We start from the raw sequence: 26,385 nt of genomic DNA on the forward strand, positions 1-26,385 counted from the left end.
TTTTTCTATCTGCTTGATTAATTTGGCGAAACTGCGGTTTCCCGCAGTCCGCGACGGACCCGGTTGATCATCGTCAGCACGCACAGCACCGCCATGGCGGCGGCCACGCCCGTGACCGTCAACGCGCCAACCCACTCAAACGCCAGCAGCAGGCCCAGCGCACCGATCACGAAGGCGCGGTCGCTCTTGCCCATCGGGCCGTCATAGCGGCGGCTGGCGCCGACCATCAGCCCCAGCACGCCGGCGTATTCGCTCAGCGCCGCGGTCCAGGCCAGCAGCCACAGCGCCTCCGGGCGCACGCCCGGCACGCTGAGCAGGCTCAGGTACAGCGCCGCATCGGCGATCACATCGCATAATTCGTTCAGATAGGCACCCAGCCGCGACTGCTGGCCGAATTCGCGGGCCAGCATGCCGTCCACGGCGTTGAGCGCCATGCGCAGCAGCATCCACAGCGGCAGCAACAGGTACAGCCATGGCTGGGCCGGCGCGCAGCACCAGACGGCGCCGGCCACCAGCAGCGAGACCACGGCAGCGGCCACGGTCACCGCATTGGCGGTGATCCCCACGCGGTACAGGCCGCGTACGGCCGGACGCAGGAGGTCCTGAAAACGTCCTTTCAATGCATAGATCGACACGATCCGAACCCGCTGATCCTTGGCAGTTCCCGCACAGCCTACCCGATTGGGGCAGCGCGCCCCATCGAATTGATTGCGGCCCCCCCGGCCAGACGGTGCTGAAGGCGGCCACAGGCCATCGGTGCGGGTTGATTACCACCACCAGCGCCCGCCACCGGCCCCCACCGCCTACAATATCGGCCCCGCTCCGCTGCCGATTCCGTCCCATGACTGCTGATCTGTTGCCCGTCCGCCGGGCCCTCCTCTCCGTTTCCGACAAGACCGGTCTGGTCGAGCTGGCCACTGCGCTGGCGGCACGCGGCGTGGAGCTGCTGTCCACCGGCGGCACCGCCAAGGCAATCCGCGAGGCGGGCCTGGCAGTGAAGGACGTGGCCGAGGTCACCGGTTTCCCGGAAATGATGGACGGCCGGGTCAAGACCCTGCACCCGATGGTGCACGGCGGCCTGCTGGGCCGCTCCGGCCTGGATGACGCGGTGATGGCCGAGCACGGCATCGGCGCCATCGACCTGCTGGTGCTGAACCTGTACCCGTTCGAATCGGTCACCGCCAAGGCCGACTGCACCCTGGCCGACGCGGTCGAGAACATCGACATCGGCGGCCCGGCCATGCTGCGTTCGGCGGCCAAGAACTTCGCCCGCGTGGCAGTGGCCACCGACCCGTCGCAGTACCCCGAGCTGCTGGCCTCGCTGGAGGCCAACAGCGGCCAGCTGACGGCTGCCACCCGCTTCGCGTTCTCGGTGGCCGCGTTCAACCGCGTCGCCCAGTACGATGCGGCGATCAGCAACTACCTGTCGGCGGTCACCGCCACCGACGCCGCCGTGCCGGCCCGTGCCGAATACCCGGCGCAGATGAACTCCACCTTCGTGAAGGTGAGGGACCTGCGCTACGGCGAGAACCCGCACCAGAGCGGCGCGTTCTACCGCGACCTGTACCCGGTCCCGGGCACGCTGGCCACCTTCCAGCAGCTGCAGGGCAAGGAGCTGAGCTACAACAACCTGGCCGATGCCGATGCGGCGTGGGAATGCGTGCGCCAGTTCGATGCGCCGGCCTGCGTCATCGTCAAGCACGCCAACCCGTGCGGCGTGGCCGTCGGCGCCGGCAACGGCGATGCCTACGAGCTGGCCTACGCCACCGACCCGACCAGCGCCTTCGGCGGCATCATCGCCTTCAACACGCCGCTGGACGCCGCCACCGCCAAGGTGATCCTGGACCGCCAGTTCGTGGAGGTGCTGATTGCCCCGGACTACGAGCCGGCCGCGCTGGAGTACGCGCAGAAGAAGGCCAACGTACGCGTGCTGCGCATCCCGCATGGCGACGGTCTGAACAACTTCGACAGCAAGCGCGTCGGCTCGGGCCTGCTGCTGCAGTCGTCAGACAACCGCGGCATGACCCGCGACGAGCTGAAGGTGGTCAGCAAGCTGGCGCCGACCGACAAGCAGTTCACCGACCTGCTGTTTGCCTGGAAGGTGGCCAAGTTCGTGAAGTCCAACGCGATCGTCTACGCCAAGGACAACCGCACCATCGGTGTCGGCGCCGGCCAGATGAGCCGCGTGTACTCGGCCCGCATCGCCGGCATCAAGGCCGCCGACGCGAACCTGGTGGTCGAGGGTTCGGTGATGGCCTCCGATGCGTTCTTCCCGTTCCGCGACGGCATCGATGCCGCCGCTGCCGCCGGCATCAAGGCGGTTATCCAGCCGGGCGGTTCGATGCGCGATGCCGAAGTGATCGCCGCCGCCGACGAACATGGCCTGGCCATGGTGTTCACCGGCGTGCGCCACTTCCGCCACTGATCCGCATCACCAAGCCGGGCCCTGCCCGGCTTTTCTTTTCCGTATCCGAGAACCCTGTCCCATGAAGATCCTCGTCATCGGCTCCGGCGGCCGCGAACACGCCCTGGCATGGAAGCTGGCCCAGTCCTCCCGTGTCACCGACGTGATCGTGGCGCCCGGCAACGCCGGTACCACCAGCGAAGACAAGTGCCGCAACGTGGCGGTGAAGGTGACCGATATCGACGGCCTGCTGGCGCTGGCCCAGGCTGAAGGCGTGGCGTTGACCGTGGTCGGCCCGGAAGTACCGCTGGTGGCCGGTGTGGTCGACCGCTTCCGCGCCGCCGGCCTGCGCATCTTCGGGCCGACCGCCGCCGCCGCGCAGCTGGAAGGCAGCAAGGCCTACGCCAAGGACTTCCTGGCCCGCCACAACATCCCCACCGCGTTCTATGCCGTGCACACCGACGTGGACGCTGCCCTGGCCTACATCCGCGAGAAGGGTGCACCGATCGTGGTCAAGGCCGATGGCCTGGCCGCCGGCAAGGGCGTGATCGTCGCAATGACGTTGGCCGAGGCCGAAGACGCGGTGCGTGACATGCTCTCCGGCAACGCGTTCGGCGATGCCGGCGCCCGCGTGGTGATCGAGGAATTCCTCGGTGGCGAGGAAGCCAGCTTCATTTCGATGGTGGACGGCGTGCATGCGCTGCCGATGGCCACCTCGCAGGACCACAAGCGCGTCGGCGACGGCGACACCGGCCCCAACACGGGTGGCATGGGCGCGTACTCGCCAGCGCCGGTAGTGACGCCGGAGGTGCATGCACGCGTGATGCGCGAAGTGGTGAACCCGACCGTGCAGGGCATGATCGCCGACGGCATCCCGTTCACCGGTTTCCTCTACGCCGGCCTGATGATCGATGCCAGCGGCGCGCCGAAGGTAATTGAATTCAACGTGCGCTTCGGCGATCCGGAAACCCAGCCGGTGATGCTGCGCCTGCAGTCCGATCTGGTCGAACTGGTCGAAGCGGCCATCGAGGGCCGCCTGGACCAGGTAGAAGCGCAGTGGGATGCGCGCCCGTCACTGGGCGTGGTGCTGGCCGCGAAGCCCTACCCGGAAGCGCCGATCACCGGTGACGTGATTTCCGGCCTGGGCGACGTGCCGGCCAGCGCCAAGGTGTTCCATGCCGGTACGGCATTGGATGCGCAGGGCCAGGTGGTCAGTGCCGGTGGCCGCGTGCTGTGCGTGGCGGCACTGGGCGACAGCGTGCGCGACGCGCAGGCCAATGCCTATGCCGGCGTCGCCAAGGTGACCTGGGCCAACGCGTTCCACCGCACCGACATCGGCTGGCGCGCGATCGCACGCGAGGGGTGAATGTGGATCAGGCATCCACGCGTGGCGTGGATGAATCTCACCAACGAGGGAGGCCCGGCAATGCCGGGCCTTTGCTCTAGAGAACGGCGTCCGGGCCCTTACGGTCGATCAGGTTCAAAAGCTTCAGCGACGGCCCGCTTGGCTTCTTCTCGCCCTGCTCCCAGCTACGGACCGTCGAAACGCTGGTGTTGAGCACACCTGCGAACACCGGCTGGCTAAGTTCCAACGACGTGCGAAGTGCACGGATCTGGGCGCTGCTGTATTCGGGCACAGGCTCCAGACAAAGCGCCTCGTACATGCTCATGCGCCGCTTGTCGATGAAGCCGCTGGCGTAAAGGCCCGCCGCGCCTTCATGCACCGCATCGAGGATCGCACTCTTTGCACGTCTATGTTCAACCGTCTTTGTCATGGCAAATCTCCTGCAGTTCTCCGCAGATAACTGCCCTGTCCAACTGTGCAGGGCACATTCTCAAGAACTCAGACGCATACAGCTGAAGGGCATCCCGTTCCGCACTACTGATGGTCGGGCGCGCGTTCTTCTCGTAGCAGAAGAGAAAGAACCAGTAGCGCCCCACCTTAGTTGCGACAATAACGCGGGCGCTACCGCGCTTTCCGCGGCCCGGCAGCGCAACTCGCTTTTTGAGAAGGCCGCCCCCTATATCTGCATCAATCAGTCCTTGACGCATTTCCACCACCGCGTGGCACAAGGCTCTATCGGTCAGTGAAGAACGTCGTGTACTGCGGTTGAAGCTTCGAGTGCGGAAGACACGTGACATGATCATACCGTGCCACCGAGTGGTACGGCGTGAAAGTCAGCAACCAGCGCATGCTCCGGTCGGCGCAGCTGCCGCCCTGGCGTCAGGATTGATCCACGCCATGCGTGGATGTGCTCCAAAAACAAAAAGACCCGGCATCACTGCCGGGCCTTTCTTCATTCCAACGCCTTCCTGCTTATGCGGTGAAACGAGTACCACCGCACCGACATCGGCTGGCGCGCGATCACACGCGAAGCGTGAATGCAGATCAGGCATCCACGCGTGGCGTGGATCTACTGGCCGAACGGAACGACCCGGCACAGCCGGGTCGTTGTCACCGGATGCGAAATGCGGTGCGCAGCGTTACGGCGTCACTGATATCACCGTCTTCCAGGCAGACCACAGACGCGCCGTCCAGCGCGTCCTGCAGGCGTGCATGCAGATACGGGGAGCCGGTCTGGATCTGCAACCACAGCGAGCAGTCACCTTCGTACGTCAGCCCCACATCGTAGTCCGCGCCATTATGCAGCGCTCGATCCTTCAACCAGAGATCCGGCCCCTGACGCCCTACGCAGCTGGCGTCCTCAGCCAGTACGTCCATGACGCGCTTCGCTGCTGAGGTGTGATCGAACACCAGTCTGTACTCGTAACTCATCGTGGACTCCTTGTACGGGCTGCGCCGCTGACAGGCCACCGCCTTTGACGTCCGACCGCAGTGTGTAGCAGAGCGGGGGCATCCGCGCAGACAAGAAAGGCCCGGCACTGCTGCCGGGCCTTTCACAATTGCGACGCCTTCCCGCTTACGCGGTGAACAGCGCCTTCATCTTCTTCAGCGCGTTCGCCTCGACCTGGCGGATGCGCTCAGCCGACACACCGTACTCGTCGGCCAGTTCCTGCAGCGTCACCTTGCTGTCGGCATCCAGCCAGCGACGACGGATGATGTCGCGCGAACGCGCATCCAGTTCGGCCAGGCCTTCGCGCAGCAGCTGCATCTGGTTGTCTTCGCTGTCCTCGCGCTCGTAGGCCATCGACGGGTCTTCGTCATCGGCAACCAGGAACGCAGCCGGCGACGGCGGGGCGTGCTCGTTGTCCTCGTCGGTCGGCGCATCGAAACCGATATCGCGACCGGACAGGCGCGACTCCATTTCCATGACCTCGCGCTCGGACACGTTCAGGTCCTTGGCCACCGCGCTCACTTCCGCCGCGTTCATCCAGCCCAGGCGCGTCTTCGACTTGCGCAGGTTGAAGAACAGCTTGCGCTGCGCCTTGGTGGTGGCGACCTTCACGATGCGCCAGTTCTTCAGGATGAACTCGTGCATTTCGGCACGGATCCAGTGCACGGCGAAGGAGACCAGGCGCACGCCCATGTCCGGGTCGAAGCGCTTGACCGCCTTCATCAGGCCGATGTTGCCTTCCTGGATCAGGTCGCCCAACGCGAGGCCGTAGCCGTTGTAGCCGCGGGCCACGTGCACCACGAAGCGCAGGTGCGAATGCACCAGCTCGCGGGCGGCGTCCAGATCGTTGCCGTCGCGGAAGCGACGGGCCAGGTCCTGTTCGTCATCGACCGACAGCACCGGGATCTGGTGCACGGCACCGATGTAGGCGTCCAGCGAACCGAGCGCACTGGGAATCGGGAGATTGTTTGCCACAAGGGCAGTAGAGGTGTTCTGGCTCATAGGCACCCATCTTAGCAGTCCGGGATTTGGACTGCTAAAGGAGGAAAAAGTTCCAGCATCCTATTGATGCAACACTGGTCCCAAACAGAGCCCTACCGTAGCGCGATTTGATGACAGTGGCGAGCATGCTTTTCGGGATTCACAATCCCTTGGAATTCAAGCAATTACCTGGCAGAAACCTGCCGATTTCAGTCAAGCGGAGCTGAACGGGCCGTTCTGAAGGCCCATTCAGGCCCGGAGACGTTGCCCGATGTTCAGGCCCAGCAGCCCGCCGGTGCTCAGAGCGCCGAACGCGGCGGCAGCGACCAGTCGATCGGGGCCTGGCCGCGGCGCTGCAGGTACTCGTTGGCCATCGAGAAATGCCGGCAGCCGAGGAAGCCACGATGGGCCGACAGCGGCGACGGGTGCGGCGACTTCAGCACGCGATGGCGACGGGTGTCGATGACCTTGCCCTTCTGCTGCGCATAGGCGCCCCACAGCAGGAACACCAGGCCTTCGCGTTCGCGGTTGAGCACGTCCACCACGTGATCGGTGAAGCCCTCCCAGCCACGCCCCTGGTGGGCACCAGCCTTGCCCTCTTCCACCGTCAGCACGGCATTGAGCAGCAGCACCCCACGTTGCGCCCACGGAATCAGGCAGCCGTGGTCCGGGCGCGGGATGCCGAGATCGCTCTCGATCTCCTTGTAGATGTTCAGCAGCGACGGCGGCACCGGCACGCCCGGCGGCACCGAGAAACTCAGGCCATGCGCCTGGCCGCGGCCGTGGTACGGGTCCTGCCCGAGGATCACCACCTTCACCTGCTCGAACGGCGTGGCGTCGAACGCGGCGAAGATCTGCGGGCCGGGCGGGAACACCGCCGCGCCACTGGCCTTGCGCTGGCGCAGGAAGCTGGACAGCTCGCGCATCTGCGGCTGCAGCAGGTAATCGCCGACATGCTGCTTCCAGCTCGGTTCCAGCTGGATCGTCGGGGTGTCGGCTACTTCATCCATCATCGGATCAGGGGTCCATCGTTCAATCGGGCCAGGCGCAGCTGGAACAACACCTTGGTGACCAGCAGCCGCTCTTCGATCGGCTTGAGCACCAGGTCATTGGCACCGGACTGCAGCAGCCCGGTCTGGTTGTGCGGGTTGCCATCACCGGTCATCACCAGCACCGGCAGGCGGCGCTTGCCGTAACCGAAGTCCACGCGCACGCGCTGCACCACGTCGCGCCCGCTCAGTTCGCCCTTCAGGGTGACATCGGTCAGCACCAGGTCGATGCGGTGGCGGCTGCGGCCCAGCGACTCGGCAGTGAGCAGGGTGAATGCCTCTTCGGCGCTGACCACGTGCAGTACGTTCAACTGCTGGCGCTCGAGCATGCGCTTGGTGGCCTCGGCCACCACGCGGCTGTCTTCGATATAGAGGATGGTGGCGCCGGGGATGGTCTGCGGCTGCACATAGCCACGGATGAAGGTCGCCAGTGCCTCATGGCCCAGCGCCTTGTCGAAATAGTCGGTGACGTACTCGGTGAAGCGTCGCTGCTCCAGGTGCTGCTGGGCATCGCCGGACACAACGATCACCGGCACATAGGCCTGGCCGGCGGCTTCGCGCACCATCCGCGCCAGCGCCAGGCCGTCGCCATCGCGCAGGGTCAGCGAGGTCGTCACCAGGTCCACCGGGCCCTGCGCCAGCGCCTGCTGCGCATCCTCGATGCTGTCGCAGCCGATCACCTCCACGCCCGGCAGGTCACGCTGCAGGACATCGGCGATCAGTTTGCGGACCAGCTTCGAACCATCGACCACCATCACCCGCGTCGCGGGCCCTTCAAGGTGCTTCAGCGCTTGCGGTTGCATGCCGGTCTCAGGTGTCGGTCGGACGGGTCTGGCGGAGGAAGTGGCCGGTCACCAGCCAGGCGCCCAGCCAGCCCAGCAGCAGCGTGCCGACCAGGACCAGGCCGCCGTGCAGCAGGTCCAGGCCATGCAGCACGAACGGGCTGCCGTAGCTGCGCGAGAGTTCGGCCAGCGGCACGCGCAGGGCGGCACCGGCGGCGCCGATCAGGGCCAGCGCTACCGCGCCGGCGCCCAGCCCGTACCACGCGCCCAGGTACAGGAACGGGCGGCGGATGAAGCCATCGCTCGCGCCGAGCAGCTGCAGCACGCCGATCTCTTCGCGACGGGCCTGGATGTCAAGGCGCACGGTGTTGCCGACCACCAGCGCGGCGCCCACGCCGAGCAGCACCGACAGCACCTGCACCAGACGTGCACCGAACGCCAGCCAGGCGTCCAGGCGCTGGCGCCACAGCGCATCGTGCTGCACCAGATCGGCCTCGGGCAGGCTTTCCAGCGCGCGCGCCAGGCGTGCGTCGTCCTTGCCCTGGCCCGGGGTGATCACCAGCAGCGAGGGCAACGGATTGTCGTTGAGCGCATCGATCGCCTCACCGAGGCCGGCATCACGCAGTTCCTGCAGGCCCTGCTCGGGTGTGCGCACATTCACTTCGGCCACGTCATCGCGGTCGCGCAGCTGGCCGGCCAGGCGAAGCGCACCGGGACCATCGATGTTGCCCTTCAGGAACACGTTGATGTCGCGCGACTGCTGCACGCTGCCGGCGAACTGCTTGAGGTTGTCCAGCGCGATCGACAGCCCCAGCGGCAACGCCAGGGCCAGCGCCATGACCATCACGGTCAGCAGGGTCGCCCACGGCTTGCGGCAGGCGCGGCCCAGGCTGAACACCACGCTGTGCACGTGGTGCTGGAACCAGACGCCCACGCGCGACGGGGCGGCGGCTTCGCTGTTTTCGTTCTTCGCCATCGGTTACTCCGCCAGGTCCTGCGGCGAGATGTCATCCACCAGCCGGCCGTGGTCGAGGATCAATACGCGCTTGCGCATGCGGCGCAGCAGCGGCAGGTCGTGGCTGACCACCAGCACGCTGGTGCCGCGCGAGGGCAGCTCGGCGAACAGGGCCATGATCTCCGCTGCCAGGGTCGGGTCGAGATTGCCGGTCGGCTCATCGGCCACCAGCAGCTTGGGCTCGCCGACGATGGCGCGGGCGATGCCGACGCGCTGCTGCTCGCCGGCCGACAGCTGCGAGGGCAGTGCCTTCTCACGATGGCCCAGGCCCATGCGCTCGAGCACTGAACGCACGCGCTTGTTGATGTCGCCACGGCGGGTACCACGCAGGATCAGCGGCAGCGCCACGTTCTCGGCAATCGAGCGGTCCATCAGCAGGCGGTGGTCCTGGTAGACCGCCCCCACCGCGCGTCGGTGGCGCGGCACGTCGCCGCCGCGCACCTTCAGCAGGTTGCGCTCGTCGAACACCACCGCGCCACGGCTGGGCCGCTCGTCCAGGTGGATCAACTTGAGCAGCGTACTTTTACCCGCACCGGAATGGCCGGTGACGAACAGCATCTCGCCCGGCGCGACCTCGAAGCTGACATCGGTCAGTGCCTCGTGGCCACCGGCGTACTGTTTGCTGACATTGTCGAAGCGCAGGACACTCATGCCCCGATTATGCAGGACCGGCGCGACGGCGTGGAGATGGTGGGGCGATTGGTGGTAGCCGCAGGAGCAGCCGAGCGTAGGCTCGGCTCTACAGGGCGGCATGGGGGCTGTAGAGCCGAGCCCATGCTCGGCTCAGTGCGGACTGAGGACCGCACGCACCATCGGCGGCTTAGTTGCCCGACAGCATCCGCCGGATCTTGCGGCCGATGCGGGTCAGGAACGAATCGCCGGTATCGGCGGCGGTACGCACCGGCTTGGCCACCACCTGCACCGGGGTCACCGGGCTCGCGCCGTTGCCGGCGTTGGCCTGCACGCCCTCGGCACCCTCGACCGGACGGCCATGGCGACGACGACGGCGCTTGCGCGGCTTGTGTTCACCATCCACGGCACCTTCCGGTGCGCCTTCGGCGCGCGGCGGGCGCGGCGGACGCGGGGCCTGGGCAGCGGCGCCTTCAGCACCGGCGACCGGGGCCGCAGCCCCCTGCTCGCCTTCCACGCGCGGCTTGCGCGGGCCGCGCGAACGGCGTTCGCCGCTGCGCTCGCCGTCACGGCCACCACGACCACCACCACTGCCGGAACGACCGCCACTGCGGCCACCACCCCGACGCTCTTCCTCGGCGGCGCGGGCTTCGCGCGCTTCACGGAAGATCTGGCCGACGCTTTCGTTGTCCTCGCCTTCCTCGCCTGCAGCCGGGGCCGGGCGTTCCGGGCGCGGCAGCGGGGTCAGCAGTTCCTTGGTGACCGGCTCGGAGGGAATCTTCTGCTCGATGTAGGCCTCGATGTCCGGCAGGCCCATCGCGTAGCGTTCGCAGGCGAAGCTGATCGCATCACCTTCTTCACCCAGGCGCGCGGTACGGCCGATGCGGTGCACGTAGTCTTCGGCATCGAACGGCAGGTCGTAGTTGTAGACGTACTTGATGCCGTCGATGTGCAGGCCGCGCGCGGCGACGTCGGTGGCCACCAGGATTTCCAGCTGGCCCTTCTGGAAGCGGTTGAGCAGGCTCTCGCGCTTCTTCTGCGGCACGTCGCCGGACAGCACGCCGACACGGTAGCCGGCCTTTTCCAGCGAGCGGGCAACGCGCTCGACGAACACCTTGGTGTTGACGAACACCATGGTCCGCGCGCCTTCGCTGCGCGACAGCAGGCCCAGCAGCAGCGGGATCTTCTCGTCGTCGGCCGGGAAGTAGATGCGCTGGCGCACGCGGGCAGCGGTGATGGTCTCGGCTTCGACCACCAGCTTCTGCGGCTCGTTCATGTGCTCGTAGGCCAGCTCCAGCACGCGATGGCTGAGGGTGGCGCTGAACAGCAGGGTCTGGCGGATGGTGCGTTCCGGCATGCGGCGCAGCAGGAAGCGGATGTCCTTGATGAAGCCCAGATCGAACATGCGGTCGGCTTCGTCCAGCACGCAGATCTCGCAGGCATGCAGCGAAACCACCTTGTGCTGCTTGACGTAGTCGATCAGGCGGCCCGGGGTGGCGATGATCACGTCCACGCCCTGCTGCAGCAGCTCGCGCTGCTTGTCGTAATCCACGCCACCGTAGACCAGCGCGAAACGCAGGCCCAGGTCGGAACCGAACTTCACCGCATCCTTGTGGATCTGGATGGCCAGTTCGCGGGTCGGGGCGAGGATCAGGGCGCGGGGGTCTTCCGGCTTGCGGTCGGCCAGCGCCGGACGGGTCAGCAGGCGGTTCACGACAGCGACCAGGAAGGCCAGGGTCTTGCCGGTACCGGTCTGGGCCTGGCCGGCAACATCACCACCGGGCAGCGCGACCGGCAGGGTCAGCGCCTGGATCGGGGTGCATCGGGTGAATCCGGCTCCTTCAAGGCCGGCCTGCAGGGCCGGGTGCAGCTCGAAGGAGGAGAAGGTCAAATCGGTCAGCGGTTTGTCGCTCATGAGTCCGTCTTGGTATGGCCGCCGGCCCTTGGGGCGGCTGGCACTTCAGCGTCTAGGGGAACCGTCGCAAACTGCGGCCCCTGCGGCGGGTTGGCAGGCCGGGACCCCTCGGTCCGTGCGCCGCACAATGTCCCAGTTTAACGCACTCGGGCAGGCAAACCGGAATGCGACGTCTCATGGCATCCAGAGACGTGACCTTCACCCAGCCACACCGGACTTGAACGGCCTGCACGGAGGCGCTGGTGTCGCCCACTGCCAGCCCCATCTTCAGGAAGACAGTGAAATCCGACACATACCGGCCATCGAAGCGATCACGATACGCTGGGTTCCAGACGGCGCCTGTCCCTGCCCCGCGATAGGGGTACACTGCCGGCCGTGAGCGTCCAGGCATCCCGCCGAACGCACCGCGGCAGTGCGCCGCGAGGCAACGACGAGGGTCGCGCCACCGGGCAAGGCCCAGTTCACCCACCTCCGGCATGGCCGGGTGCAATCCAAGACGAGAAACCAAGATGAGCGACAAGGTTGTACATGTCGGCGACGCCGACTTTGATAGCGCAGTGCTGAATTCCAAGGAACCGGTGCTGGTCGATTTCTGGGCCGAGTGGTGTGGCCCCTGCAAGATGATCGCCCCGGCGCTGGACGAGCTGGCCGATGCCTACCAGGGCCGCGCCAAGATCGCCAAGGTCAACGTTGACCACAACCGTGCGCTGGCCGCGAAGTACCACGTGCGTTCGATTCCGTACCTGGTCGTGTTCAAGGATGGCGAGAAGGTCGGCGAGCAGATCGGTGCGGTGGGCAAGGCCCAGCTGGCCGGCCTGCTGGACAAGGCCTTGGCCTGATCCTGCCGGTCTCCGGCAGCCGCCGAGCGCGGCTGCCGGCGGGCGCACCACGCCCATGATGAATGCTGTTCCCGGCGACCCTTGCATGGCGCCGCAGGCCGATGATAGTGTCGGCATATCCGGCCGCGTTCGCGTGCCGCACCCTCTGGACGCAGTTTCTTCCAGACCCATTCCCAACGTTCGCCGCCCCAGCCGGGCGCTCGCACCGTCAAGCGAGGAATAACGCTCTTGTCCGATAACACTTCCGAAACCGGCAGCGCTGATGCGCCCGCCGAAAAGCGCGTGCGCAAGCCCCGCGTGAGCAAGGCCGCCGCCCCGGCAGCCGCAGAAACCAGCGCCGCTCCGGCGCAGCCGACCCTGCCGCTGGCCGCCGCGCCCGAAGCACCGGCGCCGGCCGCAGCACCTGCGCCGAGCGCGCCCGCCGCCGAGGCCCCTGCCAGCAGTGGCGGTGGCGAGGGTGGCGAGGGCCGCGAATCCGGCCAGCCGCGGCAGCAGAATCACCAGGGGGGTGGCCAGAACCAGGGCCAGAACCCGTACAACCAGAACGGCCAGCAGGGCCAGGGGCAAGGTCAGGGCAACCGCCGCGACCGCTTCCGCAACCGCCGCGACCGTGACCGCAACAACCGCTTCCGCGACGATGGCATGTCCAATGACGGCGGCGAACAGCAGCCGTTCGTGCCGCGCCCGCACGCCAACGTGCCCGAGGGCTTCCCGGTGTACTCGCTGAGCGACCTCAAGCGCATGCCGGCACAGAAGCTGCTGGAAATCGCCGAGCAGCTGCAGATCTCCGAAGGCGTGGCCCGTGCCCGCAAGCAGGACGTGATCTTCGCCCTGCTGAAGGTGCTGACCCGCCACGGTGACGGCGTCGCCGCCGATGGTGTGCTGGAAATCCTGCCGGATGGCTTCGGTTTCCTGCGCGCGGCCGAAGCCAGCTACCTGGCCGGCCCTGACGACACCTACATCTCGCCCAGCCAGATCCGCCGCTTCAACCTGCGCACCGGCGACCACATCTCCGGCCGCATCCGCTTCCCGAAGGACGGCGAGCGCTACTTCGCGCTGAACATCGTCGACACCATCAACGGCGAGCCGATCGAAGCGTCGAAGAACAAGGTGCTGTTCGAGAACCTGACCGCACTGTTCCCGCGCCGCCGCTTCACCCTTGAGCGTGGCAACGGTTCGTCGGAAGACATCACCGGCCGCATCCTCGACCTGATGGCGCCGCAGGGCAAGGGCCAGCGCTCGCTCATCGTGTCGCAGCCGAAGGCCGGCAAGACGATGATGATGCAGCAGGTCGCCACCGCCATCACCACCAACCATCCGGACGTGCACCTGATCGTGCTGCTGATCGACGAGCGCCCGGAAGAAGTGACCGAAATGCAGCGCACCGTGCGCGGCGAGGTCATCAGCTCGACCTTCGACGAGCCGGCCGCGCGCCACGTGCAGGTGGCCGAAATGGTCATCGAGCGCGCCAAGCGCCTGGTCGAGCACAAGAAGGATGTGGTGATCCTGCTCGACTCGATCACCCGCCTGGCCCGCGCCTACAACAACGTGGTGCCGAGCTCGGGCAAGGTGCTGACCGGTGGTGTGGACGCCAACGCCCTGCACCGCCCGAAGCGCTTCTTCGGTGCCGCGCGCAACGTGGAAGAAGGCGGCAGCCTGACCATCATCGCCACCGCGCTGGTCGACACCGGCTCGAAGATGGACGAGGTGATCTACGAAGAGTTCAAGGGCACCGGCAACAGCGAAGTGCACCTGAGCCGTCGTATCGCTGAAAAGCGCGTGTTCCCGGCCATCGACATCAACCGTTCCGGTACCCGCCGCGAAGACCTGCTGATCGAACCGGAACTGCTGCAGAAGATCTGGATCCTGCGCAAGCTGCTGCATCCGATGGATGAAATGGCCGCGATGGAATTCCTGCTCGACAAGATGAAGAACACCAAGTCCAACGACGAGTTCTTCGGTTCGATGAAGCGCTGATCCGCGCCATTGCATCGAAAAGAACCTGCCGCCCGCTGCGGCAGGTTTTTTTTTGCCTGCAGGGCGACCTGCTTCACTTTGCCGCCGCTGACTTTTGGCGATAATTCGCCCCATACCCTGCCCGGCCCCAAGGGCGTGGCCACCGATTCCCGCTGTCGCCCCTTCCGGAGAACCGGTCGGGTCCAGCCTCCTGCCGGATCCGTCGACGCATGCGAACGCTGTCCCCCCGCCTCAACCTGGGCAAGCTGATCCTCGCCCTGGCCCTGCTCAGCGCCATCATTGCCCTGGCCAATACCCTGCTGGCCAGTTACCGCGTGCAGCGCGACCAGCTGGTCGGCAACACGCTGGAGGCCAACCGCGTCTATGCCACCAAGCTGGCCGAGACCACCCAGAACTTCCTGCTGGCCGCGCAGCAGGAGCTGGCCTACGCCGCCACCCGGCTCGGCCAGAATGATCTCGATCCGGCACAGGCCCAGGATGAAGCCAGCCGGCTGCAGCTGCAGACCAACAGCTTCAACTCCTCGCTGGTGGTCGACGCCGACGGCCTGGTGATCGCCACCTCGCCGCAGACCCTGCAGCTGCAGGGCGAGATCCTGCACAGCGCCGGCAACAACGCCGCACTGGCCGCGCGCCAGCCGATGATCAGCGATCCCTACCAGTCGACCACCGGCAAGCTGCTGGTCTCGCTGTCGCACCCGATCTTCGATCGCCAGGGCCGCTATCGCGGCTACGTCAGCGGCACCCTCTACCTGCGCCAGCGCAGTGCGCTGCACACGCTGCTGGGCAAGCACTACTACCGCGACGGCTCGTACCTGTACGTGGTGGACCGCAATGGCCGCCTGCTGTACCACGCCGATGGCAAGCGGGTCGGCGACTACGTGGTCGGCAACCCGGCGGTGAAGGCAGTCGTGCGCGGTGAACGCGGTGCGCAGCAGGTCCGCAACAACCTGGGCGTATCGATGCTGGCTGGCTATGCACCGGTGCCGGCCACCGGCTGGGGCATCATCGCCCAGCGGCCGACCGAGGCCACGCTGCAGCCATTGTCACGGTTGATGACCGCGGTGATCTGGAATGCGATCCCGCTCGGCCTGCTGTCACTGCTGGTCACCTGGTGGTTCGCCCGTCGCATCTCGATGCCGCTGTGGCAGCTGGCGCGAAACGTGCAGGGTGGCGAGGACACCGGCAACGCGATCAGCCACGTCAGCGGCATCCGCGCCTGGTACTTCGAGGTGGCCCAGCTCAAGCAGGCGGTGCTGCACAGCTTCAACGCGCTGCAGGACCGCATCGGCACGCTCAGCCGCGCCAACCGTACCGATCCGCTGACCGGCCTGCTCAATCGCCGCGGCCTGCAGCAGGCGCTGGATGCGCTGCAGGTGCAGGGCATTCCGTTCGCGATCCTGGCGCTGGACATCGATCGCTTCAAATCGATCAACGACAGCCACGGCCATGACGTCGGTGACGCCGCCATCGTCCATATCGCCGACCAGATGCGCCGCTACTCGCGCGACAGCGACATCCTCTGCCGCGCCGGCGGCGAGGAATTCCTGCTGCTGTTGCCGGGCATCAGCACCGACTCGGCGCGCCAAGCTGGCGAGCGCCTGCGCCAGCACATCGCCGATCACCCGTTCGAGCCGGTCGGCACCATCACCGTGTCACTGGGCGTGGCCCACTTCCCCAGCTTCCATGTCGATGCCGAGCAGGCGCTGCGGCTGGCCGACAAGGCCCTGTACATGGCCAAGGAACAGGGCCGCAACCGGGTGGTGGTCTACCCGTACGCGGACTGAAAAGCGGCCGGCCTGGCCGACCGCTTCACCGCGCCGGGCTCAGCGCTGCGCCAACGGTGTCAGCAGGCGCAGGCCGCGCTGGGTGCCATCGACCATGTACACGCCCCCGGCCGGCAGCAGATCACTGCCCGCCTGTTCGACGGCATCCGGCCTGCGCCACGGTGCGGCCTGGCGCGGGCCGGGGATGTAGGCACGCCAGCGGCCATAGCGCTCCGGCTGGGCATTGCCGTTGCTGCCGGTGTCGCTGTTCAGGGCGAAGTTCACCGGCACGCGCACGGTCCAGAAGTCGCGCGTGCTGTTCTCGCCGGTGGTCGGCGGGATGAAGGTCCACTTGCGCGCGCCGCTGATGCTGGCCTTGGCGAGCAGGTCACGCATCTTGGCCAGGGTCCGCTCCGGCGCGACCACGGTCATGTTCACCTGTTCGGCAATGACGTCGGCCACGGTCCCATCGCGGGCTACCTTGACCAGCAGCAGCACATCACCCTGCCCACCACTGCGGAAGACATCCTCGGGGTAGCGCGGTGGCGGCATGCTCTTCCGGGTCACCGAATCGGTAGCCTTCGGGTCATACTCACTGAAGTCGACACTGGTCATGCTGACTTGGTAGCTGCCGTCCTCCTGCTGCTTGCCACGCAGGCGCACCCGCAGTGGTGCGTGGACCGCCACCGGCTTGCCATCGCGCAGCGTCGGCTCGAACTGCCAGCCACGGATGGTGCCCTCCACGAATGAGGCGATACCCGGTGCGAGCATCGCCTGCTGGTCCAGGACCAGCGCGCTGACCGAACCATCGGCCGCCACGTCGATACTGCCCGACAGCGCCATGCTCATCTCGGCGGTGGCACGCACGGCGCGCGCGTTCTGGGCGACGGCCTCGGCTGGCAGCAGGGGGGCACCGGCGGAGAACGCCAGGGCCAGGGCAAGGAACAGGGGGGAACGCATCATTGCCGGATCCGTGGTGATGAAGTGAGCACCGAGCGTACCGCAGTCCTGACCGGACCGGCACGTGCTTCACGCCACGCCGTTCAGGCCAGGCGATGGGCCGCCGCGTAGGGCGGCGTATCCGGATAGTTCCCCTCGGCGAAGCGCGCCTGCAGGTCCTGCCACCACGCCGGATCGAACAGGTGCCGGTAGTGCTCCCTCACCGCCGCCAGTTCGCTGGCGGGCAGGCCCATGAACGGGCCGAAGCGCTCGGGAAACACGTCGCGTGGACCGACATGGAACCAGGGTTCATCGGCCATGGCTTCCTCCGGCGTACGCGGCTGCGGCCAGGCGCGGAACACGCAGTCGCTGACCAGGCACAGCTCGTCGTAGTCGTAGAACACGGCCCGGCCATGCCGCGATACGCCGAAGTTCTTCGGCAGCATGTCGCCGGGGAAGATGTTGTTGCGCGCCATGTCGGTGATCGCCTGCGCGTAGTCGAGTACCGCTGCGCGCACCGCCTCGCCCCCCTGCTCGCGCAGGTACAGGTTCAATGGACGGAAGCGACGCTGTACGTAGCAAAGTGCGACTTCCACATGGTCGCCATCGACCCGCACGGTCTGCGCGCATTGCTGCAGCAGCTCCTCCAGCAAGGCCGGTGCGAAGCGGTCGCGCGGGAAGCGCAGGTGGCGATACGGCTGCGCATCTAGCAGGCGGCCGACGCGGTCGAGGTTGAACACCAGCGCGTACTTCTCTTCCACCTGCTGCCGCGACATCGCCTTGGGCCACGCGAAGCGGTCGCGGATCAGCTTGAACACCAGCGGATAGCTGGGCAGGGTGAACACTGCCATGACCATGCCAGGTGTGCCTTCGGCGGGCACCAGCCGCTCCTGCGGATGCTCGTTGAAGTGGCGGAAGAAGGTCCGGTAGCGCTCGGTCTTGCCCTGCTTGGCACGGCCCAGAACGGTGTAGATCTCATCGATGGGCTTGCTTGGCAGCAGGCTGCGCAGGAACACCACCGCATCGCCCACCGTGGCGAGGTCGGCCTGGAAATAACTGCGCGACACGCCGAACAGGTGGGCGACGTCGCGGCGCCGGGTGAGCACCGCGTCGGCACGCAAGCCACGCTCATCGTTGACCAGCGCGATCACGCAGGGTGAGAAGCGGTGCTCGCCGAACACGCGGCCCACCAGGTAGGCACGGCGCTCGCGATAGAACACGGTGTCCAGCAGCTCGATGCTGCGCACCGGCGTATCGCCCCAGTGGGCCAGATCATCCTGCAGGCGCACGGCGATGGCCGCCGCGCAGCGCAACTGGTGCGCATACGGAATGTCGAAGCGGTAATCGGCCAACACGCGCTGCAGGGCCTCCACCGGCCGCGTCGGTGAAACCGCGTAGGTATGCCGCGCGACCGGATGGGTGATCGCATCGGACGGCTCGACGTCAAAGGCGATGAACTCCAGCGCCGGATCCACGCCACGGGTGGAGAACAAGCGCCGCGACAGGGTGTTGTAGAACGTCTTGTACAGTTCGGCGTCGATCAGCCCCCGCAGCAATGCGCTGTAGCGTGCATGCACCTGCAGCCACAGTGCGCGCTCCCCGATCGCTTCGCCGGCAAGGCGCCGCAGTGCATCCATCTGTTCGGCAATGCACAGGTCGTACAACGCGATGCGCTCGACTGCATCCCGGCGTGCGCCCGCCCAGTCGCGCTGCTCGAAACGCTGCCGCGCGCGGGCGGTGATCGCCGCAAAGCGGGCGTGGTACTGCTCGAAGCCAGCGTGGATGGCACCAGCGATGCGCGACGCCAGCTCGGCATCGATATCAGGCTCGGACATGCAGGACTCAGCCGGGAGGACCGGCTTCACCATACGCTGGCGTGTGCAATGGCGTCGAGTGCGAAGGTAGTGCCGGCCGCTGGCCGGCAGCACCTGGACCGTCGATGGATCGATGCAGACGCCGGCCAGCGGCCGGCACTACCGGCTCAGATCGCCAGTTCGGCCTCTACGTCCTGCACCTTGCGTCGGGCCAGTGCAAGGTTGGACTTGGTCCGGTCCAGCACGATGTAGAAGAACAGGCCCTTCTTCTTCGCGACCGGTCGCATGATGTGGTACGCCTTGCCCAGCGAGATCAGGATATCCTCGATGCTGTCATTGAGGTTCAACGAGGCAGCGGTCTTCATCTTGGCCCGGATCACTTCGGTGTTGCCGGCGGCGGCCACTTCCATGTCCATGCCGGCACCGGCTTCGCCCAGCAGCATGCCGCTTTCGTAGTCGACCAGCGCCACTGCCTGCGCGCCGTCGATGCCCATCAGTGCGTTCAACGATTCATTCAATCCAGCCACGTCGCACCCCTTGTCGATGTTGGTTCGAGCCCCTCGTTCCCCTGCGGCCGGGCTCACGATCCGCCGAGTTCGGCCAGGATCGCCTGGCCACATTCCCTGCTCTGCCACAGCACCTGCCCGATCACGCTGCGCTGGTCGCAGGCCGCCATCAGCAGCAGCGGCGCACGCCCTTCGGCCTGGATCGCCAGCATCAGCACCTTCCCGCCCATCGCTTCCAGCATCAGCGTCTGCAGATCGCCCAGCACCAGTTCGCGCCCCACCGCTGCGGCCAACGCCAGCATCGCGCTGGTCATCGCCGCCAGCCGTTCGCCGCGCCCGTCGGCACCGGCGCTGACCAGGGCAAAGCCATCGACGCTGGCCAGCACCACCGTGCGCACGCCTTCCACCCGCTGCTGCAGGTCCTGCAGCAGCGGCTGCAGGCGCTCACGCTGGCCCGCGTCGGGCAGTACCGCCATCTGCCCGTCACCCATGCGCAGCCACCAGTGCGTGCGCTTCCATTTCGCTCATCAGTACATCCATCAGCAGCAGTCCCTGTTCGCGGTCACGGGCATCGACGGCCAGCAACGGCAGTGGCTGGTCGTCAAGGCAGGCGTGCGTGGCCCAGTCATCCAGCGCCGCCTGTGGTGCCTGGTCCAGGTGGCTGACGGCCACGACCAGTGCCAGGGATGATGCGAACGGCTGCAGCACCTGCAGGTAGTCCTGCAGCTCGCTGGCAATGCCGGCGCGCCGTGCGTCCAGCAGCAGCACCGCGCCCCGTGCACCCTGCAGCAGGATCGGCCACAGGAAATCGAAACGCTGCTGGCCGGGCGTTCCGTACAGACGCAGGCGTTCTCCGTTGGGCAGGTCGATGTCTGCATAGTCCAGCGCGACGGTGGTGGAGGCCTTGTCGGCACCGAGGCGATCACTGTTGGCCACATCGGTGTCGACTACCGCGCCGGCCGCGATGCTGCGCACCAGCGTCGACTTGCCGCTGCCCATGCCGCCCAGCACCACCACCTTGTGCTCACGCATTGCGCTCACTCCCGCGCAAGTGCCGCCACAGGCGGGCAAGCAGTCCGTTGTCGATGCGGGTGCCACCGGTCGCCATCATCGGCGTCGCCGGGGCGGCCTGCAGCTGCGCGTAGCCACACAGGTAGGCCGCGTGGATGAAATCGCGAACGGCCGCCGCCGGCAGCTCAAGCAGCATCGCGCATTCTTCAACCGTGCACGCGCGCTTGAGCAGCAACGAGCAAAGGCGGAATCCATCGTGGTCGTGTCCCAGTACGCGGAAATCCGGCCAGCGCAGCAGCTTCACCGAAGCGCCGCGCAGGCGTTCGTCCAGTGCCTGCCAGTGGCGGCTGCGTTGCGCCCATTGCCACAACAGCGGCCGCAGCGGCTGGCGTGTTCGCTCACCAGCCAGCGCCTGCAGGCGCATTGGCGTCAGTGCATCCAGCTGCAGGCGTTCGAAAGCATCGGCCAGGCGCTCCACCAGCGCGCTCGCGGGTTCCTGCAACAGCACGGCCTGGTCGTGCTCCAGATCCATCAGCAGCAAAGGCTCGCCCGCATCACTCAACAGTGCCTGGCCATGGCGCAGCGGCAACCGCTCGCGCAGCAGGCGGGTAATGGCGTGTGCGCCATCGGCCAGACGTATCAGCGCGGGTGCGGGCATGGCCAGGGGCTCCGGTGCCAACTGCATGCGACGCAGCGCGCGGCCGATGGCACCGTCGTCGAGAACATCCTGGTGTCCGTCGCCGTCGCGCAGTTGGCCGCCGTTGTCCTCGATCCAGCATTGCAGGCGCGGTCGCTGCTGGCGCATGCGCTGGGCCGCGTTGCGCAGTGCCGGGGTATCGCGGATGACCAGCAGGTCGCAATCGTCCAGGTCCCGGCTGCGGCGGACCTGGCCGTCCGGCAGTGCCGACGCCAGGCGCAGCCGTTGCAGCAGGGCCTGCTCGCCCTGGATATCGGTTCCCACTACCAGCACGCGTGCCATCCGTGTCCCCGGGCGACCACCTCCCCGGTGGTCTCGCGTCGCCAAGGCTAGGATATAGCCGACGAAGACCGTCGTGATCGACTACTCAGATTGAAGGCGGTTGCACGCCCCCTTCTGTCGGTTCTGCGACAGCCATCGCGGGCAAGTTTCATGCCCCGTTGACGGCAGTCCGACAGCTGACGGATGTCACGGTTTCATCGCCTGGGGTCAGATCCCTTTTGCGCGCCAAAGCGATATCACCCCCCACCGCCCCGGAAAAACAAAAACCGCGCCGAAGCGCGGGTTTCCATGTTGCAGCAGGCGAACGGCGGAGGCTCAGCCGCGCACGTGCTGCACCCCGGCGTTGAATCTCGCGCTCGGGCGCATTGCCTTGCTGGCCCTGGCCACGTCCGCGCGGTAGTAGCCACCGATGTCCACGGCCTTGCCCTGCACCGCGATCAGCTCGTCGACGATCTTCTGCTCGTTGTCGGTCAGCGCCTTGGCCAGCGGGGCGAAGCGTGCCTTCAGTGCAGCATCCTCGTCCTGCGCGGCCAGGGCCTGCGCCCAGTACAACGCGATGTAGAAGTGGCTGCCACGGTTGTCGATGCCGCCGAGCTTGCGCGACGGCGACTTGTCGTTGTCCAGGAACTGGCCGTTGGCTTCGTCCAGCGCCTTGGCCAGCACGCGGGCGGCGGCGTTGTCATAGCGGTTGCCCAGGTGTTCCAGCGACGCGGCCAGGGCCAGGAACTCACCCAGCGAATCCCAGCGCAGGTAGTCCTCTTCGACGAACTGCTGCACGTGCTTCGGGGCCGAACCACCGGCGCCGGTCTCGAACAGGCCACCACCGGCCATCAGCGGCACGATCGACAGCATCTTGGCGCTGGTGCCCAGCTCCATGATCGGGAACAGGTCGGTCAGGTAGTCGCGCAGCACGTTGCCGGTCACCGAGATGGTGTCCTCGCCCTTGCGGATGCGGTCCAGCGAGAACGCGGTCGCTTCCACCGGCGGCAGGATGCGGATGTCCAGGCCGTTGGTGTCGTGGTCCTTCAGATACTGCTCGACCTTGGCGATGACCTGCGCGTCGTGGGCGCGGGCGGCATCCAGCCAGAACACGGCCGGGGTGCTGCTCAGGCGGGCACGCTCGACGGCCAGCTTGACCCAGTCCTGGATCGGCGCGTCCTTGGTCTGGCACATGCGCCAGATGTCACCGGCTTCCACGGCGTGCTCGAACACCACGGTGCCGGCATCGTCGGTGACCTTGACCACGCCATCGGCAGCGATCTGGAAGGTCTTGTCGTGCGAGCCGTACTCCTCGGCCTTCTGTGCCATCAGGCCGACGTTGGGCACCGAACCCATGGTGGCCGGGTCGAAGGCGCCGTGCGCCTTGCAGTCGTCGATGACGGCCTGGTACACGCCGGCGTAGCAGCGGTCCGGAATGACGGCCTTGGTGTCCTGCAGCTTGCCTTCGGCGTTCCACATCTTGCCGGAGTCGCGGATCATCGCCGGCATCGAGGCGTCGACGATGACGTCGCTCGGCACGTGCAGGTTGGTGATGCCCTTGTCCGAGTTGACCATGGCCACGCCCGGGCGCTGTGCGTACTCGGCAGCCAGGTCGGCTTCGATCGCAGCACGGGTGGCTTCCGGCAGCGACGGCAGGCGCGCAGCCAGGTCACCGATGCCGTTGTTGGCGTCGAAACCGGCCTGCTTGAGTACGTCGGCGTGCTTGGCCAGCACGTCCTTGTAGAACTCATTGACCGCCACGCCGAACATGATCGGGTCGGAGACCTTCATCATGGTCGCCTTCAGGTGCAGCGAGAACAGCACGCCCTGGGCCTTGGCATCGGCGATCTGCTCACCGAGGAACGCGGCCAGTGCCTTGCGGCTCATCACGGCGGCGTCGACGATCTCGCCGGCCTTGACCGCGGTCTTTTCCTTCAGCACGACGGCACTGCCGTCCTTGCCGTGGAAGGTGATCTTCAGCGAACCGGCGTTGGCCAGGGTGGCCGACTTTTCGCTGCCGTAGAAATCGCCGGCGGCCATGTGCGCGACGTGCGACTTCGAATCGGCCGACCAGGCGCCCATGCGGTGCGGGTGCTTGCGCGCGTAGTTCTTCACCGACAGCGGTGCACGGCGGTCGGAGTTGCCTTCGCGCAGCACCGGGTTCACCGCGCTGCCCTTGACCTTGTCGTAGCGCGCCTTGTAGTCGCGCTGCTGGTCGTCGGCCGGGGTTTCCGGGTAATCCGGCAGCGGGTAGCCCTGGTCCTGCAGTTCCTTGATGGCCGCCTTCAGCTGCGGCACCGAGGCGGAAATGTTCGGCAGCTTGATGATGTTGGCGTCCGGGGTGGTCGCCAGCTGGCCCAGCTCGGCCAGGTCGTCGCTGACCTTCTGCGCGTCGGACAGCAGTTCCGGGAACTGCGACAGGATGCGGCCGGACAGCGAGATGTCACGGGTTTCCACCACGATGCCGGCCGTGGCGGTGTAGGCGTCAACGATCGGCAGCAGCGACTGGGTGGCCAGGAACGGTGCTTCGTCGGTCAGCGTGTAGAGGATCTTGGACATGGGGGACTTGGACTCTGTAGCAATGCTCAGGGGAAGGCCGGCGCCAGCGCCGGGCCACGTGCAACCGTGTCGCGCGCGAGGCGGGGCCCCACGCTTTCCCCCGTCGCCGTCAGGGTGGGCGCGCGGCGGGGAAACCCCTGCATTGTCGCGTTTTCAGTCGCGCGGGGCAAAGCCACGCCATACGCGGCGGTACTGGATGCCGGCAACGCTGTGATCCATCGACGCCTGGATGAAGCCAACCATCGCCCAACAAAAAAGGACGCAGCCTCGCGGCTGCGTCCATCGTGAGCCCTGCCGGGAGAGAGTCGGCTGGACTTACTTGACATCGAACTCCTGCGGCGTTCCGGCCGCCTTGCCATCGACGGTGACTTCGGCGCGGTACTTGCCGGCCGGCCAGCCCTTTGCATTCTTGAAGGTGACGTTGGTGGTTTCCGCACCGCTGGTGTTCAGCGTGGCATTCTGTTCGCCGGCCACTTGGCCGTCCTGGTAGGTCAGCTTCGCGCCAACGGCGACGTTGTTGGCAGCACCGTCGGTCTTGACCGAGACGATGATGTCGTCCTTCGGCGCGAACAAAGCCGTCGTCGCAACCGACTTGTCGGCGGCTGCGGTCTTGCCGACCGTGACCGACGAGACGCTGACAGCAGCGGCTTCGGCCATCGGCGGCGGCGCGCCGGTCATCGGGGCCGGTGCTGCCGGTTCGGCCGGAGCAGTCGCTGCCGGAGCGGCATTGTTGTCGGTCGACTCTTCTTTCTTCTTGCAACCGACCAGGGCGACGCTGCCCAGCAGGGCGGCGATCAGGGCGGTCTGGAGCGGGGTGGTCTTGATCATTCGGGGTTCCTCCCAGGGATTGTTGGACGGCACTCTGGCCGGCTTACTTCGGCGGCAGTTTCAGGGTCTGGCCCGGGAAGATCTTGTCCGGGTCATCAAGCACATCGCGGTTGGCTTCGAAGATCTTCTTCCAGGCATTGGCGTCGCCCAGATGCTGCTTGGCGATCTTCGACAGCGAGTCACCCTTCTGCACGGTATAGGTGCCGCCGCTGACAACGTCTGCGGTGCTGTCCACCGAAGCGCTGACGCCGGAGAAGTCCGCCTTCGGTGCCTGTTCGGCGGTACTGTCGACGCTGCTGCTGACGCCGGAGAAATCGGCTTTCTTCTCGGTACTCATCCACAACTCCCGTCTGCATGACTACGTGATTGGCACGGTGCCATGGCGGTTGTTAAATGGGGATGGTGCAGATGTGAAGCCGCCCCCCGGGGCGGCTGAACAATCGGGGGAATGGACGCCCGGTAGTGCCGTCCGCTGGCCGGCTGTGCCACGGGATCCGGCCTTGGCCGATTGCCGGCCAGCGGCCGGCACTACCCGTAACCGCCTGCGAACCATGGTAGTGCCGGCCGCTGGCCGGCGCTCGCCGGGCATGGCCCGGCACAATGGGTATCCGACTGCGGCGGTTACTGCCGCAGCTCGCGGTAGGTCGCAGCCGGGGCGGCGATGCCGGGGCTGGCACGCCAAGGGTTGATGTCCAGGCCACCACGGCGGGTGTAGCGGGCCTCAACCTCGAGCCAGTGCGGCCGGCAGCGCGCAGATACCTCGCTGAAGATCCGCTCAACGCACTGCTCGTGGAACTCGGCGTGTTCACGGTAGCTGACCAAGTAGCGCAGCAGGCCCGCGCGATCGATCTTCGGCCCGCGGTAACGCAGGCTGACCGTGGCCCAGTCCGGCTGGCCGGTGACCGGGCAGTTGGACTTCAGCAGCGACGAGACCAGGGTCTCTTCCACCACCTCACCCGCATCGGCGGCGAGGAAGTCCGCCTGCGGCGGGCCGTAGCAGTCGATCTCCAGTTCCAGCCCGTCGATGGACTCGCCGAGCGGCGTCTCGCGCAGGCCCGGCAGGCCGAACTCGACCTGGACCGGCGCACCGGCGCAATCCGACAGATCCGCCACGATGCGCGCGCGCAGCGCCTCGGCGCTGTCGATGCGGGTGCTGTTGAGGGAGTTGAGGTACAGCTTGAACGACTTCGATTCGATCAACTGCGGCGAGGTGCACGGCACCTGCACGGTGGCGACGGCCGCCTGCGGCTTGCCGCGCGGATCGAGCCAGCTCAGCTCGAAGGCGTGCCAGCGGTCGTGGCCGACGAACGGCAGCGCTGCGTCATCGAGGCCGATCTCGGCGCGGGCACCGCTGCGGGGGATCGGGAACAGCAGGCCGGGATCGTACTGCGACGGGTAACTGACCTCGCGACCGAGGCTGGAATCCTGTGGGGTGTTCATGGTGGGCATTGTATCGCGCGGAGGGCGGGCCTTCGGCCTGGCCGGCCAACGGCGGAGCCCCTCCGTGGTGGGGTGTTGGGTCGTCGAAAGCCTGGATTCCCGGGAGTGGGCCGGGCGGATGGGGCTGGCGGGGACGCCGTGAATCCGTCCCTGGAGGTTTAGCCGCGCCATCCATGGCCC

General features: G+C 66.9%; 25 protein-coding genes. 5 read left to right on the forward strand and 20 right to left on the reverse strand.

All coding sequences use genetic code 11. The features are described from left to right. Positions 1–17: 17 nt before the first annotated feature. Positions 18–635: a CDP-alcohol phosphatidyltransferase family protein gene (locus tag WDC87_RS09360; RefSeq protein ID WP_088497434.1), complete on the reverse strand. Its 618-nt coding sequence runs from the start codon at positions 633–635 to the stop codon at positions 18–20. Between the two features lie 206 nt (positions 636–841). On the opposite strand from WDC87_RS09360, the gene purH reads away from it, so the two are divergent. Together purH and purD are read left to right on the forward strand one after the other, a co-directional pair. Further along, complete coding sequence (gene purH, locus WDC87_RS09365; RefSeq protein WP_227836826.1) at positions 842–2,425, forward strand: bifunctional phosphoribosylaminoimidazolecarboxamide formyltransferase/IMP cyclohydrolase; 1,584 nt, start codon at positions 842–844, stop codon at positions 2,423–2,425. A gap of 61 nt (positions 2,426–2,486) precedes the next feature. Continuing rightward, a complete protein-coding gene (gene purD / locus WDC87_RS09370) occupies positions 2,487–3,770 on the forward strand; it encodes a phosphoribosylamine--glycine ligase (RefSeq protein WP_252744521.1) in 1,284 nt (427 codons plus the stop codon). 76 nt (positions 3,771–3,846) lie between these two features. Here purD and WDC87_RS09375 read toward each other — a convergent pair whose 3' ends face one another. The 9 genes from WDC87_RS09375 to rhlB form a co-directional block, all read right to left on the reverse strand. Next, on the reverse strand, positions 3,847–4,179 hold the full coding sequence (locus WDC87_RS09375) for a DNA-binding transcriptional regulator (RefSeq protein WP_252744520.1): 333 nt from the start codon (positions 4,177–4,179) through the stop codon (positions 3,847–3,849). Beyond that, positions 4,163–4,552, reverse strand: a complete 390-nt coding sequence (locus WDC87_RS09380; protein ID WP_088497436.1) for a type II toxin-antitoxin system RelE/ParE family toxin — start codon at positions 4,550–4,552, stop codon at positions 4,163–4,165. Before WDC87_RS09380 ends, WDC87_RS09375 begins: the two co-directional genes overlap by 17 nt. 307 nt (positions 4,553–4,859) lie before the next feature. Further along, positions 4,860–5,180 carry a hypothetical protein gene (locus tag WDC87_RS09385; protein ID WP_088497437.1) on the reverse strand — a complete coding sequence of 107 codons (321 nt, stop codon included), beginning with the start codon at positions 5,178–5,180 and terminating at the stop codon, positions 4,860–4,862. A 145-nt stretch (positions 5,181–5,325) separates the two neighbouring features. Beyond that, a complete protein-coding gene (rpoH, locus tag WDC87_RS09390; RefSeq protein WP_005411269.1) occupies positions 5,326–6,201 on the reverse strand; it encodes an RNA polymerase sigma factor RpoH in 876 nt (291 codons plus the stop codon). A gap of 278 nt (positions 6,202–6,479) precedes the next feature. Continuing rightward, complete coding sequence (gene ung / locus WDC87_RS09395) at positions 6,480–7,193, reverse strand: uracil-DNA glycosylase (protein WP_088497438.1); 714 nt, start codon at positions 7,191–7,193, stop codon at positions 6,480–6,482. Next, positions 7,190–8,032 carry a response regulator gene (locus tag WDC87_RS09400; RefSeq protein WP_005411271.1) on the reverse strand — a complete coding sequence of 281 codons (843 nt, stop codon included), beginning with the start codon at positions 8,030–8,032 and terminating at the stop codon, positions 7,190–7,192. The genes ung and WDC87_RS09400 overlap by 4 nt, the downstream gene beginning before the upstream one ends. Positions 8,033–8,039: 7 nt before the next feature. Next, positions 8,040–8,987 (reverse strand): permease-like cell division protein FtsX, encoded by a 948-nt coding sequence (gene ftsX, locus WDC87_RS09405; RefSeq protein WP_005419726.1) that lies wholly within the window; start codon positions 8,985–8,987, stop codon positions 8,040–8,042. A 3-nt stretch (positions 8,988–8,990) separates the two neighbouring features. Beyond that, positions 8,991–9,677 (reverse strand): cell division ATP-binding protein FtsE, encoded by a 687-nt coding sequence (gene ftsE, locus WDC87_RS09410; protein WP_005419728.1) that lies wholly within the window; start codon positions 9,675–9,677, stop codon positions 8,991–8,993. A gap of 169 nt (positions 9,678–9,846) precedes the next feature. Further along, complete coding sequence (gene rhlB, locus WDC87_RS09415; protein WP_072167299.1) at positions 9,847–11,571, reverse strand: ATP-dependent RNA helicase RhlB; 1,725 nt, start codon at positions 11,569–11,571, stop codon at positions 9,847–9,849. Positions 11,572–12,080: 509 nt separating this feature from the next. Here rhlB and trxA point away from each other — a divergent pair. The 3 genes from trxA to WDC87_RS09430 all read left to right on the forward strand — a co-directional run bounded on the left by trxA (position 12,081) and on the right by WDC87_RS09430 (position 16,171). Further along, the gene (gene trxA, locus WDC87_RS09420; RefSeq protein WP_005411275.1) at positions 12,081–12,410 is read left to right on the forward strand and encodes a thioredoxin; all 330 of its coding nucleotides are present in this window, start codon (positions 12,081–12,083) and stop codon (positions 12,408–12,410) included. A gap of 228 nt (positions 12,411–12,638) precedes the next feature. Next, positions 12,639–14,387, forward strand: a complete 1,749-nt coding sequence (rho, locus tag WDC87_RS09425) for a transcription termination factor Rho (protein WP_053498291.1) — start codon at positions 12,639–12,641, stop codon at positions 14,385–14,387. 209 nt (positions 14,388–14,596) lie between these two features. Further along, the gene (locus WDC87_RS09430) at positions 14,597–16,171 is read left to right on the forward strand and encodes a sensor domain-containing diguanylate cyclase (RefSeq protein ID WP_005419756.1); all 1,575 of its coding nucleotides are present in this window, start codon (positions 14,597–14,599) and stop codon (positions 16,169–16,171) included. A gap of 39 nt (positions 16,172–16,210) precedes the next feature. Here WDC87_RS09430 and WDC87_RS09435 read toward each other — a convergent pair whose 3' ends face one another. The 10 genes from WDC87_RS09435 to queF form a co-directional block, all read right to left on the reverse strand. Beyond that, positions 16,211–17,113 (reverse strand): TonB-dependent receptor, encoded by a 903-nt coding sequence (locus WDC87_RS09435; protein WP_072169177.1) that lies wholly within the window; start codon positions 17,111–17,113, stop codon positions 16,211–16,213. 80 nt (positions 17,114–17,193) lie between these two features. Further along, entirely contained in the window at positions 17,194–18,924 is a 1,731-nt protein-coding gene (gene aceK, locus WDC87_RS09440) for a bifunctional isocitrate dehydrogenase kinase/phosphatase (RefSeq protein WP_151355037.1), read from the reverse strand. Between the two features lie 146 nt (positions 18,925–19,070). Then, entirely contained in the window at positions 19,071–19,430 is a 360-nt protein-coding gene (locus WDC87_RS09445; RefSeq protein WP_005419760.1) for a hypothetical protein, read from the reverse strand. Between the two features lie 53 nt (positions 19,431–19,483). After that, positions 19,484–19,900, reverse strand: coding sequence for a roadblock/LC7 domain-containing protein (locus tag WDC87_RS09450; protein ID WP_061478181.1), 417 nt, complete (start codon positions 19,898–19,900; stop codon positions 19,484–19,486). Continuing rightward, positions 19,893–20,441: an ATP/GTP-binding protein gene (locus WDC87_RS09455; RefSeq protein ID WP_072169179.1), complete on the reverse strand. Its 549-nt coding sequence runs from the start codon at positions 20,439–20,441 to the stop codon at positions 19,893–19,895. The genes WDC87_RS09450 and WDC87_RS09455 overlap by 8 nt, the downstream gene beginning before the upstream one ends. Further along, the gene (locus WDC87_RS09460; RefSeq protein WP_252744519.1) at positions 20,434–21,399 is read right to left on the reverse strand and encodes a hypothetical protein; all 966 of its coding nucleotides are present in this window, start codon (positions 21,397–21,399) and stop codon (positions 20,434–20,436) included. Before WDC87_RS09460 ends, WDC87_RS09455 begins: the two co-directional genes overlap by 8 nt. Before the next feature lie 315 nt (positions 21,400–21,714). Continuing rightward, positions 21,715–23,937, reverse strand: coding sequence for an NADP-dependent isocitrate dehydrogenase (locus WDC87_RS09465; RefSeq protein WP_336331297.1), 2,223 nt, complete (start codon positions 23,935–23,937; stop codon positions 21,715–21,717). Between the two features lie 315 nt (positions 23,938–24,252). Beyond that, entirely contained in the window at positions 24,253–24,765 is a 513-nt protein-coding gene (locus WDC87_RS09470) for a hypothetical protein (protein ID WP_252744517.1), read from the reverse strand. A 43-nt stretch (positions 24,766–24,808) separates the two neighbouring features. Then, positions 24,809–25,102 (reverse strand): LysM peptidoglycan-binding domain-containing protein, encoded by a 294-nt coding sequence (locus WDC87_RS09475; RefSeq protein ID WP_049410686.1) that lies wholly within the window; start codon positions 25,100–25,102, stop codon positions 24,809–24,811. A 284-nt stretch (positions 25,103–25,386) separates the two neighbouring features. Continuing rightward, positions 25,387–26,205: an NADPH-dependent 7-cyano-7-deazaguanine reductase QueF gene (queF, locus tag WDC87_RS09480; protein ID WP_065186292.1), complete on the reverse strand. Its 819-nt coding sequence runs from the start codon at positions 26,203–26,205 to the stop codon at positions 25,387–25,389. Positions 26,206–26,385 lie beyond the last annotated feature (180 nt).

It is taken from the genome of Stenotrophomonas maltophilia group sp. Smal12 (genome assembly GCF_037079935.1).
In the GTDB taxonomy this organism is placed as follows: Bacteria; Pseudomonadota; Gammaproteobacteria; order Xanthomonadales; family Xanthomonadaceae; genus Stenotrophomonas; species Stenotrophomonas sepilia.

What these genes read in the sequence shown, in the direction of transcription:
- rhlB (WP_072167299.1), bottom strand. Translation starts at nt 11,571, where the DNA reads ATGAGCGACAAACCGCTGACCGATTTGACCTTCTCCTCCTTCGAGCTG.
- purH (WP_227836826.1), top strand. Translation starts at nt 842, where the DNA reads ATGACTGCTGATCTGTTGCCCGTCCGCCGGGCCCTCCTCTCCGTTTCC.
- queF (WP_065186292.1), bottom strand. Translation starts at nt 26,205, where the DNA reads ATGAACACCCCACAGGATTCCAGCCTCGGTCGCGAGGTCAGTTACCCG.
- trxA (WP_005411275.1), top strand. Translation starts at nt 12,081, where the DNA reads ATGAGCGACAAGGTTGTACATGTCGGCGACGCCGACTTTGATAGCGCA.
- WDC87_RS09455 (WP_072169179.1), bottom strand. Translation starts at nt 20,441, where the DNA reads ATGCGTGAGCACAAGGTGGTGGTGCTGGGCGGCATGGGCAGCGGCAAG.
- purD (WP_252744521.1), top strand. Translation starts at nt 2,487, where the DNA reads ATGAAGATCCTCGTCATCGGCTCCGGCGGCCGCGAACACGCCCTGGCA.
- WDC87_RS09470 (WP_252744517.1), bottom strand. Translation starts at nt 24,765, where the DNA reads ATGATCAAGACCACCCCGCTCCAGACCGCCCTGATCGCCGCCCTGCTG.
- WDC87_RS09465 (WP_336331297.1), bottom strand. Translation starts at nt 23,937, where the DNA reads ATGTCCAAGATCCTCTACACGCTGACCGACGAAGCACCGTTCCTGGCC.
- rpoH (WP_005411269.1), bottom strand. Translation starts at nt 6,201, where the DNA reads ATGAGCCAGAACACCTCTACTGCCCTTGTGGCAAACAATCTCCCGATT.
- WDC87_RS09430 (WP_005419756.1), top strand. Translation starts at nt 14,597, where the DNA reads ATGCGAACGCTGTCCCCCCGCCTCAACCTGGGCAAGCTGATCCTCGCC.
- ung (WP_088497438.1), bottom strand. Translation starts at nt 7,193, where the DNA reads ATGATGGATGAAGTAGCCGACACCCCGACGATCCAGCTGGAACCGAGC.
- WDC87_RS09400 (WP_005411271.1), bottom strand. Translation starts at nt 8,032, where the DNA reads ATGCAACCGCAAGCGCTGAAGCACCTTGAAGGGCCCGCGACGCGGGTG.
- WDC87_RS09380 (WP_088497436.1), bottom strand. Translation starts at nt 4,552, where the DNA reads ATGATCATGTCACGTGTCTTCCGCACTCGAAGCTTCAACCGCAGTACA.
- WDC87_RS09435 (WP_072169177.1), bottom strand. Translation starts at nt 17,113, where the DNA reads ATGATGCGTTCCCCCCTGTTCCTTGCCCTGGCCCTGGCGTTCTCCGCC.
- WDC87_RS09450 (WP_061478181.1), bottom strand. Translation starts at nt 19,900, where the DNA reads ATGGGTGACGGGCAGATGGCGGTACTGCCCGACGCGGGCCAGCGTGAG.
- WDC87_RS09385 (WP_088497437.1), bottom strand. Translation starts at nt 5,180, where the DNA reads ATGAGTTACGAGTACAGACTGGTGTTCGATCACACCTCAGCAGCGAAG.
- ftsX (WP_005419726.1), bottom strand. Translation starts at nt 8,987, where the DNA reads ATGGCGAAGAACGAAAACAGCGAAGCCGCCGCCCCGTCGCGCGTGGGC.
- WDC87_RS09375 (WP_252744520.1), bottom strand. Translation starts at nt 4,179, where the DNA reads ATGACAAAGACGGTTGAACATAGACGTGCAAAGAGTGCGATCCTCGAT.
- WDC87_RS09460 (WP_252744519.1), bottom strand. Translation starts at nt 21,399, where the DNA reads ATGGCACGCGTGCTGGTAGTGGGAACCGATATCCAGGGCGAGCAGGCC.
- aceK (WP_151355037.1), bottom strand. Translation starts at nt 18,924, where the DNA reads ATGTCCGAGCCTGATATCGATGCCGAGCTGGCGTCGCGCATCGCTGGT.
- ftsE (WP_005419728.1), bottom strand. Translation starts at nt 9,677, where the DNA reads ATGAGTGTCCTGCGCTTCGACAATGTCAGCAAACAGTACGCCGGTGGC.
- WDC87_RS09475 (WP_049410686.1), bottom strand. Translation starts at nt 25,102, where the DNA reads ATGAGTACCGAGAAGAAAGCCGATTTCTCCGGCGTCAGCAGCAGCGTC.